This window comes from Luteococcus sp. (genome assembly GCF_043424415.1).
Lineage (GTDB): Bacteria > Actinomycetota > Actinomycetes > Propionibacteriales > Propionibacteriaceae > Luteococcus.
Map to the genome: position 1 here is coordinate 1 of NZ_JBHWOO010000007.1, position 8,969 is coordinate 8,969.

Here is an 8,969-nt window from a genome sequence, read left to right on the forward strand (position 1 = left end):
CCCCCTCAGCGGGTCAGTCCCACCTCGTGCGCGAAGAGCACCAGCCCAACCCGGTCGCGGGCCTGCAGCTTTGACAGCAGCCGTCCGATGTGGGTCTTGACGGTGCCCTCGGCCATGAACAGCCCGGTGGCGATCTCGGAATTGGTGGCGCCGTGGGCCACCTCCACCAGCACCTCGCGCTCCCGGTCGGTGAGCTGCTCCAGCCGCGGGTCGGGGCCGCTGCCGCCGCTGGGCAGCATCGGCACCACGTGTTCCAGCAGCCGGCGGGTGGCCGTCGGCGCCATCACCGCGCCACCGCCGGCCACGGTGCGGATGGCGGCGAGCAGGTCGTCGGGGCGGGCGTCCTTGAGCAGGAAGCCGGAGGCGCCGGCCTTGAGGGCGGCGAAGACGTACTCGTCCAGGTCGAAGGTGGTCAGCACCAGCACCTTCGCGTCGTGGCCGCGGGCGGTGAGCTGACGGGTGGCCTCGACGCCGTCCATCATGGGCATCCGGATGTCCATCAGCACCACGTCGACGGTGTGCGCGTCGAGCACCTGCAGCACCTGGGAGCCGTCGGCGGCCTCGGCGACCACCTCCATGTCGTCCTCGGCCTCGATCAGCATCCGGAAGCCGGAGCGCACCAGCGCCTGGTCGTCGGCCAGCAGCACGCGCAGCGGGCCGGGCGGGGTGGGGGTCATGGCAACTCCTTGGTGGACGGGTCGTCGGGGCTGGTCAGCGGCACTGGCACGATGGCGCGCACCAGGAAGCCGCCGGTGGGTTTGGGCTGGGCCAGCAGCTGCCCGCGCATCGACGTGACGCGCTCGTGCATGCCTTGCAGGCCGTGCCCGTCGGGTGAGGCGGTGGCCGCCGCCCCCACCCCGTCGTCGCTGATCTCGGCGATCACCAGGGTGGGGGTGTAGGTGAGCGTCACCTGGGCGGTGGCTTCGGCGCCGGCGTGCTTGAGCACATTGGTGAGTGCCTCCTGCACGACGCGGAAGACGGTCAGGCCCAGGGTGGAGGGGACCGGCGGCGGCGTGCCCTCGACGTGCAGGTGCACCCGGTTGCTGCTGCGCTGCACCATCTCGGGGATGTCCGCCAGGCCAGGGGTGGGCGCATACAGGGCTGCCTCCTGATGGGCCACCTCGTCGGGGCTTCCGCGCAGGACGCCGACGATGCGTCGCATCTCGGTGAGGGCCTCGCGGCCGGTCTGGGCGATGGTGTCGAGCACTTCGGGGGCCCGTTCGGGCTTCTTGGCGGCAAGTGCCCTGCCGCCCTCGGCCTGGACGATCATCACCGACAGCGAGTGGGCGACGATGTCGTGCAGTTCCCGGGCGATCTGGGCCCGCACCGTGGCCTCGGTGCTCAGGGCGCGCTGCTGGTGCTCGGCCAGGGCCAGGGCCCGACGCTCGGCCTCGGCCAGGGTGCGGGAGTGCTCGGCCTCCACCGACTCGCGCACGCGCCGGCCGATGACGTAGCAGGTGAGCACCAGCCCACCGCAGCCCACCATGGTGATCAGCACCAGCATCACCGGCAGGTCGGGGTCGGGGGCGTAGTGGGTGATCTGGCGGCTCCAGCGCAGCGGTCCGAGCACCGATCCGAGCGCTCCGGCCAGCAGCACCACGCGGGCGCGCGGGCCGGGCACCCAGCGCGGCACCGAGTAGGCCACCAGCAGCACCGCCAGCAGGCTCGGGGTGGGCAGCGGCAGCAGCGCCAGGTGGGCCAGGCAGCAGGCCAGCGCGAGGCTGAAGGTGAGCATCGGGCGGCGCCGCCGCAGCACGGTGACGCAGCACAGCGCCAGTCCCACCACGACGGCGGCCAGCCATTCGCTGCGGGTCTGCTCGCCGGGCAGGCCGAGCATGGCCGTCGGGATGACGGTGAGGACCGCCAGCAGGCCCGCGACGGCACAGTCCAGGGACCACGTGGCGTGCGCCAGCTCGTCGGGGCGGGAGGTCCTCACCCTGCCAGCCTAGGAGTGCGGGGCTCCAGCGTCGTCGGCCCGGGGTCGCATCGGGGTGGGACTGTGGTCGCGCACTTGGCTAGCGTGATGGGAATGGAGATGACGATGATCGACTGGTCCGAGGGCCAGTGGACGCACGAGCCGGTGCGGGTGGAGCAGGCGGCCGACGGCCTGCACGTGGAGGCCGTCGAGGGCTCCGACGCGTGGCGTCTGACCTCCTACGGCTTCGTGCACGCCGACGAGCACGCGCTGCTGGCGCCGATGCCCGCCACGGGTGCCGTCGAGGTGGACTTCGTGGCCGCCTTCGAGGCCCAGTTCGACCAGGCAGGCCTCTTCCTGTGCATCGACGACGAGCACTGGGTGAAGGCCGGCGTCGAGTTCGCCGACGGGGTGCCGCAGCTGGGTGCGGTGGTGACCAGTGGCCATTCCGACTGGTCGGTGGCGCCGGTGCCGGACTGGGTCGGTCGCACGGTGACGATCCGTGCCTCGCGCGAGGGCAATGCCGTCACGCTGCGTGCCCGCGTCGAGGGCGAGGACTTCCGGCTGGTGCGGGTGCTGCCGCTGCCCGAGGATGCCGAGGTCCTTGCCGGTCCGCTGGTCTGTGCCCCCACCCGGGCCGGGCTGGTGGTGCACTTCACTCGCTGGGCGACGGGTCCGCAGGACGGCTCGCTGCACCCCTGAGCGGTCCAGCTCCCCGCAGGCCCGTCTGGCGCCTGCGGGGCGCGCCACTCCACACATGTGGACTGACCAGACCTTGGCAAGAACCGTCCGGCGTCCTAGTGTCGAGTCATGGTGAGCAAAGAAGCTTGGACCGTCCCCGGAGTCGACCCCCGCGGCATCAGCGAACGCCTGGTGGACCGCATCTCGATGGCGCACGACGCCTCCCACTACCTGCTGACCCCGCGCACCGTGGTCACCGCGGCCGATGCCGCCGAGGTCGCGGCGGTGATGCGCCAGGCCGTCGAGCAGCGGCGCCACGTCACGCTGCGCTCGGGCGGCACCTCGCTGAGCGGGCAGGCGATCAGCGACGACATCCTGCTCGACGTGCGCCAGAACTTCCGCGAGGTCACCGTCCTCGACGGCGGCCTGCGGGTGCGCTGCCAGCCCGGTGCCACCATCCGCAATGTCAACGCCCACCTGGCGCGCTTCGGTCGTCGCCTGGGCCCCGACCCGGCCAGCGAGATCGCCTGCACCGTCGGCGGCGTGGTGGCCAACAACTCCTCGGGGATGAGCTGCGGCACCGAGCGCAACACCTACCGCACCCTGGACTCGATGGTGCTGGTGCTCGCCTCGGGCACCATCGTCGACACCTCCCGGCCCGACGCCGACCAGCGCCTGCGCCGCGACGAGCCCGCGCTGTGGGAGGGGCTGGCGGCCCTGCGCGACCGGGTGCGCTCCAATCCCGACTCGATGGCCACCATCGCGCAGCAGTACGCGATGAAGAACACCATGGGCTACGGCCTCAACTCCCTGGTCGACCACGACGAGCCAGTGCGCATCCTGGAGCACCTGGTGGTCGGCTCGGAGGGCACGCTGGGATTCGTCGCCGAGGCCACCTTCAACACAGTGCCCGTCGAGGCCCACGCCGCCACCGCCCTGCTGGTGGTCGACGACCTCTCGGTGGCCACCGACGCCCTGCCGAGCCTGGTCGCCGGCGGCGCCCGGGCGCTGGAGCTGATGGACGCCGCCTCGCTGCGTGTCGTCCAGGGCTATGCCGAGGCCTCCCCGGAGCTCGCCGCGCTGCAGGTCGAGCGCCACGCCGGCCTGCTGGTGGAGACCACCAGCGACGATCCCGACGAGCTGGCCTCCGCGATGTCTGCGCTCAACGACGTGATGGCCGGCCTGCCGATCAAGCGCCCGCCGACCTTCACCAGCGACCCGCGCGAGCGCGCCAACCTGTGGCACCTGCGCAAGGGGCTCTACACCTCGGTGGCGGGGGCCCGGCCCTCGGGCACCACCAACCTGCTGGAGGATGTCGCCGTCCCGCTGGGCTCGCTGACCGCCACCGTCGACGAGCTCTCGGGGCTCTTCGTCCGCCACGGCTACCATGATGCGGTGATCTTCGGCCACGCCAAGGACGGCAACATCCACTTCATGATCAACCCGACGCTCTCGGATGCCCGCGAGCTGGAGACCTATGCGGTCTTCACCGAGGAGATGGTGGAGGCAGTTCTGGGGCGCAGCGGCACCCTGAAGGCCGAGCACGGCACCGGACGGATCATGGCGCCCTATGTCCGTCGCCAGTTCGGCGACGAGCTCTACGAGGTGATGCGCCAGGTGAAGCGGCTGGTCGACCCGCACGGCGTGCTCAACCCGGGCACCCTGCTCGACGACGACCCCGAGGCCCACCTCAACCACCTCAAGACGATGCCGCCGGTCGACGACTTCGTGGACCGCTGCGTCGAGTGCGGCTACTGCGAGCCCACCTGCCCGTCCAAGGACCTCACCACCACGCCCCGACGCCGCATCGTCATGCTGCGCGAGATCGTGGTGCGGCCGAAGGACGAGGCCGAGGAGCTGCGTCGCGCCTATGACTACGAGGCCGTCGACACCTGCGCGGTCGACTCGCTGTGTGCCAAGGCCTGCCCGGTGCACATCGACACCGGTGTGTTCATGAAGAACCACTTCCGGGCCGAGCGGCACAGCGAGACGGCGATGAAGGCCTCTGCCGCCGTCGCCCGCCTGTGGGGACCGCTGACCACCGGCCTGCGGGCCGGCATGCAGGTGGCCGACCGCCTGCCCACGCCGCTGCTGCAGGGCTTGACGGGCCTGGGGCGCGCCGTGGTGAGCAAGGACCTGCTGCCCGCCGTCGGCCCCGACCTGCCGCACCCGGGCATGGCGCGTCCGGCGGCCACGATCAGTCAGGGCCGCAGGAGCGGGCCGGCCGGAGCCCGGGGCGTGCTCTTCGCCTCCTGCCTGGGGGAGATCTTCGGACCCTCCGAGTCGGGCTGCGGACGGGGCGTCACCGACGCCCTGCTGGCCATCTGCGAGCGGGCCGGCGTCGAGCTGGCGGTGCCCGAGCTGGAGGGCCTGTGCTGTGGCACGCCGTGGGTGAGCAAGGGCTTCACCGCCGGCGCCGAGGCGATGGCCGAGCGGACCTTCGACGTGCTCTGGCAGGCCAGCGGCCAGGGAGCGCTCCCGATCGTCTGCGATGCCGCCTCCTGTTCGCACGGCCTGGCCGAGCTGGCTCTGCACCTGGGTGACGACAAGGCCGAGCAGTGGCGCAGTGTGCGGGTGGAGGATGCTGTCACCTTCGTCGCGCGCGAGTGCCTGCCGCAGCTGGAGACCACGCCCTCGGGGACGATGGTGCTGCACCCCACCTGCTCGATGGTGCACCTGGGCTGCGTCGACGACGCCGTGGCCTGTGCTCGGGCCGCCTTCGCCGAGGTGGAGGTGCCCATCGATGCCGGTTGCTGCGCCTTCGCCGGCGACCGCGGCATGCTGCACCCGGAGCTGACCGCCTCGGCCACCAGGGCGGAGGCCCGCGAGGTGGCCGACCTGGAGGCCGAGCACCGACGCCACGGCCGCCCGGTGGAGGCCTTCGCCAGTGCCAACCGCACCTGTGAGATGGGGATGTCCAGGGCGACCGGGCAGGAGTACCGCCACGTCCTCGAGCTGCTGGCCGAAAGGCTGGGCAGGACTGCGGCAGGTGTGCGCCGCTGAGACACACCGTCCGGCCGCCGAGACGCACCCCCTCCTTGAGGAGGGGGTGCCTCAGGGCTTGAAGTCCTTGTTGGAAAGAACATCCGACGATTCAGGGGAGGTCCGCCAAGTGGTCGCGGACATGCCGGGTGACATGTGCGTGGTGCACAATTGCCCTACCCCGGCAACGACCCACCACAAGGTCGCCGGCCACCCCCGGTATGGCCAGCCGAACAGTGCCCAGGGCCCCGTCCACCTCGAGGAGCGTCATGACGCAGCCGCCCACCCAACGCGGGGCAGCCGCCCCCGCCGAGGTGCGCGACTACCGGGCCGTCGCCCGTCAGATCACCGAGGGCAGCCAGGACGCGAGCTGGGTGGAGGACGCGGTCAACGCAATCGAGGAGCGCGTCGACCTGGCCGACCACCGCCTGCTCACCGTCCTGGCGCTGTTGCTGGACGGCGGGCACGAGCTGCCCACCCCGTTGCGCGAGGGGCTGGAGCGGGCCGTGCAGGGCTTCCGCTACTGGATGGACGAGCCGGGCGACGACTCGATGTGCCACTGGAGCGAGAGCCACCAGATCTGCTTTGCGGTGGCCGAACACCTGGCCGGCCTCACCTGGCCCGAGACCGTCTTCCGCAATGACGGCCGACTGGGCCGGGACAAGGCCCAACGTGCACGGGTGCGGATCATGCGCTGGCTCGGTCACCGCTTCCGCCACGGCTTCAGCGAATGGCTCTCGGGCACCTTCCACGCCATCGAGGTCTCCGCGCTGACCCTTCTGGTGGAGCACGTGCACGAGGATGGCGAGTTGGTGGCGCGCGCCTCGATGGTGCTCGACCTGCTGATGCTGGACCTGGCCCTGCACCGCTTCGACGGCAGCTTCGTCTCCTCCTCGGGACGCTCCGAGGCGCTGCCCAAGGCCTTCCCTGAGCGCAACGAGATCCAGTGCGTCGTCGACAGCGCCTTTGGTCGCACCCCGCCGCCCTTCGAGCCCGCACTGCCGACGTCGATCTTCCTGGCCCGGCGCCGGTACCGCATCCCGCAGGTGGTGCGCGAGATCGCCTTCGCCCAGGCCGACCACCTGGTGACCAGCTCCCACGGGCTCGACCTACTGGAGGTGCCCGCCGAGGTGCGCCGCAACAATCCCCGCACCGCCACCGAGCGCAGCGCCGAGGAGGTGGCGCTCTACTGGGGCATGGAGGCCTTCACCACGTCCGAGGCGATCGGCCCCACCCTGGAGGCCATTGAGCGGCTCCACCTGGACCAGAACCGCATCCTCAAGCCGTTGATGCCCTTCCGCAGGGTACCCTCGCGCATGGTGCAGACGGCCCTGCTGCGCTCGCTCAACCCGGTGACGCAGGGGGCGGCGCTGCAGCGGGCCAATGTGCAGACCTACCGCACCCCGCACTACCTGCTCAGCAGCGCCCAGCACTACCAGCCCGGCACCTTCGGCGACCAGGAGAACATCTGGCAGGCGGCACTTCCCGGCCAGATCCACATCTTCTCCACCCATCCCGGCTCCACCCTGCTCGACGAGTCGGCCCGGCCGGCGACGCCCTCGGGCTGGGTCGGCAACGGTATCCGTCCCGACGTCGCCCAGATGCGCAATGTGCTGCTGGCGCTCTACGACACCCGGATGCGGCGCGGCTACCTGGAGGGGCAGCGCCACGAGCTGAGCCACGTCTTCTTCCCCGCCGCCAACTTCGACGAGCTGCACGTGGCCGAACGGGTGGTGGCCGGACGGCGCGAGGACTCCTACTTCGGGATGGTCTCGCTGGACACCATCGAGATGCCCAATGAGAGCGAGCTGCTGCAGCGTGGCGCGGTGACCGGCTGGGCCGTGATGCTGGCCGACCGCTCCGACTTCGGCTCCCTGTCCCGCTTCGTCGACTACCTCAAGCGCTGCCCGCTGGTGCACACCCGCTCCACGCTCACCTGGAAGACTCCCGAACACCACTACTCGCTGGAGTGGTGTGGTGACTTCTGCGTCGACGGCGCCCCGGTCGACACCGACTACCCGCGCCAGCGCAGCGACTGGACGAGGATTGCCCGCCGCCCCACCGTGATCGAGGTGACCGGCCGCACCGGCACCCTGGTGCTGGACTGGAAGTTGGGGACGCGCTCCCAGGGGCCGGGCGTCCCGGGCGCGCCCTAGCACCCCCCTCCACGGGATGCCACGGCTGTGGTGGCTTCCCTCCTTTGGTCTTGTCGAAGGGTTCCCGCCCGACCAAAAAAGTGATATCACTTTGATATCCACTTCTTCTCGGCGCACCAGCGAAGGACACAGCCATGGACGACGACCCCGACCTCACCCCCACCCCCGACGAACAGCCGCTGCAGACCCAGCCCGTGGGCCACGACGGCATCCGCATCGACATCGCCGAGCGCAAGGCGTGGAGCATGTCGGGCATCCTCTTCCTGCTCCTCGCCCTGCTCGGCTTCCTGGGGGGCTGCGCCCTCGTCGCGACGGGCTTCCTCGGCGGGGCCGTCTGGAAGGTGGTCCTCGGCGTGTTGCTCGTGCTCGCCGCCCTGGTCCTGTCCACCGGCCTGCGGATCGTGAACCCCGGCGAGGCTGCCGTCGTGCAGTTCCTCGGCCACTACCTGGGCACCGTGCGCACCACCGGGCTCAACCTCACCGCCCCGCTGACCACCGGCCGCAAGGTCTCGGTGAAGGCGGTCAACTTCGAGGTGGAGCCGATGAAGGTCAACGACTCCAACGGCAACCCGATCGAGATCGGCGCCATCGTCGTCTACCAGGTGGCCGACACCGCCAAGGCCGCCTTCGCCGTCGAGGACCACGACGACTTCGTGCGCAAGCAGGCCGAGTCGGCGCTGCGCCACGTCGCCATGAGCCATCCCTACGACGACCACTCCGTCGGCTACGGCAGCGCCGACCACCGGGGCGTCATCACCCTGCGTGAGTCCACCGACGAGGTCAGCGCCGAGCTGGCCCACGAGGTGGCCGAGCGGGTGGCCGTCAGCGGCGTCGAGATCATCGAGGTGCGCCTGGCCCACCTGGCCTATGCCCAGGAAATCGCCTCGGCGATGCTGCGCCGCCAGCAGGCCAGCGCCGTGCTCAGCGCCCGTCAGGTGATCGTCCAGGGGGCCACCGAGATGGCCAAGGCGGCCGTCCGGGAGCTCGACGCCGAGAGCGACATCGAGCTGGACCCCGAGCGCAAGGCCGCCATGATCACCAACCTGCTGGTGGTGCTGTGCTCCGAGCAGAACACCCAGCCGGTGCTCAACACCGGAAGCCTCTACTGACCCGTGCCGGAGAAACGCAAACAGGTGCTGCTGCGGATGAATCCGCAGCTGCACGACGCCCTCGCCCGCTGGGCGGCCGAGGACATGCGCTCGGTCAACGGGCAGGTGGAGATGCTCCTGCGCGAC

The 8,969-nt window shown here is 71.0% G+C and carries 6 protein-coding genes; 4 read left to right on the forward strand and 2 right to left on the reverse strand.

Translation table 11 applies throughout. From position 1 onward, the window contains the following. Positions 1-5: 5 nt before the first annotated feature. Both ACHFFZ_RS00215 and ACHFFZ_RS00220 read right to left on the reverse strand, forming a co-directional pair. On the reverse strand, positions 6-677 hold the full coding sequence (locus ACHFFZ_RS00215) for a response regulator (protein WP_394274653.1): 672 nt from the start codon (positions 675-677) through the stop codon (positions 6-8). Next, complete coding sequence (locus ACHFFZ_RS00220; RefSeq protein ID WP_394274654.1) at positions 674-1,936, reverse strand: sensor histidine kinase; 1,263 nt, start codon at positions 1,934-1,936, stop codon at positions 674-676. Before ACHFFZ_RS00220 ends, ACHFFZ_RS00215 begins: the two co-directional genes overlap by 4 nt. Positions 1,937-2,041: 105 nt before the next feature. On the opposite strand from ACHFFZ_RS00220, the gene ACHFFZ_RS00225 reads away from it, so the two are divergent. From ACHFFZ_RS00225 to ACHFFZ_RS00240, 4 genes are all read left to right on the forward strand, one after another. After that, the gene (locus ACHFFZ_RS00225; protein WP_394274655.1) at positions 2,042-2,617 is read left to right on the forward strand and encodes a DUF1349 domain-containing protein; all 576 of its coding nucleotides are present in this window, start codon (positions 2,042-2,044) and stop codon (positions 2,615-2,617) included. Between the two features lie 108 nt (positions 2,618-2,725). Further along, the gene (locus ACHFFZ_RS00230) at positions 2,726-5,599 is read left to right on the forward strand and encodes an FAD-binding and (Fe-S)-binding domain-containing protein (protein ID WP_394274656.1); all 2,874 of its coding nucleotides are present in this window, start codon (positions 2,726-2,728) and stop codon (positions 5,597-5,599) included. A 248-nt stretch (positions 5,600-5,847) separates the two neighbouring features. Further along, the gene (locus ACHFFZ_RS00235; protein WP_394274657.1) at positions 5,848-7,734 is read left to right on the forward strand and encodes a hypothetical protein; all 1,887 of its coding nucleotides are present in this window, start codon (positions 5,848-5,850) and stop codon (positions 7,732-7,734) included. A 134-nt stretch (positions 7,735-7,868) separates the two neighbouring features. Beyond that, on the forward strand, positions 7,869-8,843 hold the full coding sequence (locus ACHFFZ_RS00240; RefSeq protein WP_394274658.1) for an SPFH domain-containing protein: 975 nt from the start codon (positions 7,869-7,871) through the stop codon (positions 8,841-8,843). Positions 8,844-8,969 lie beyond the last annotated feature (126 nt).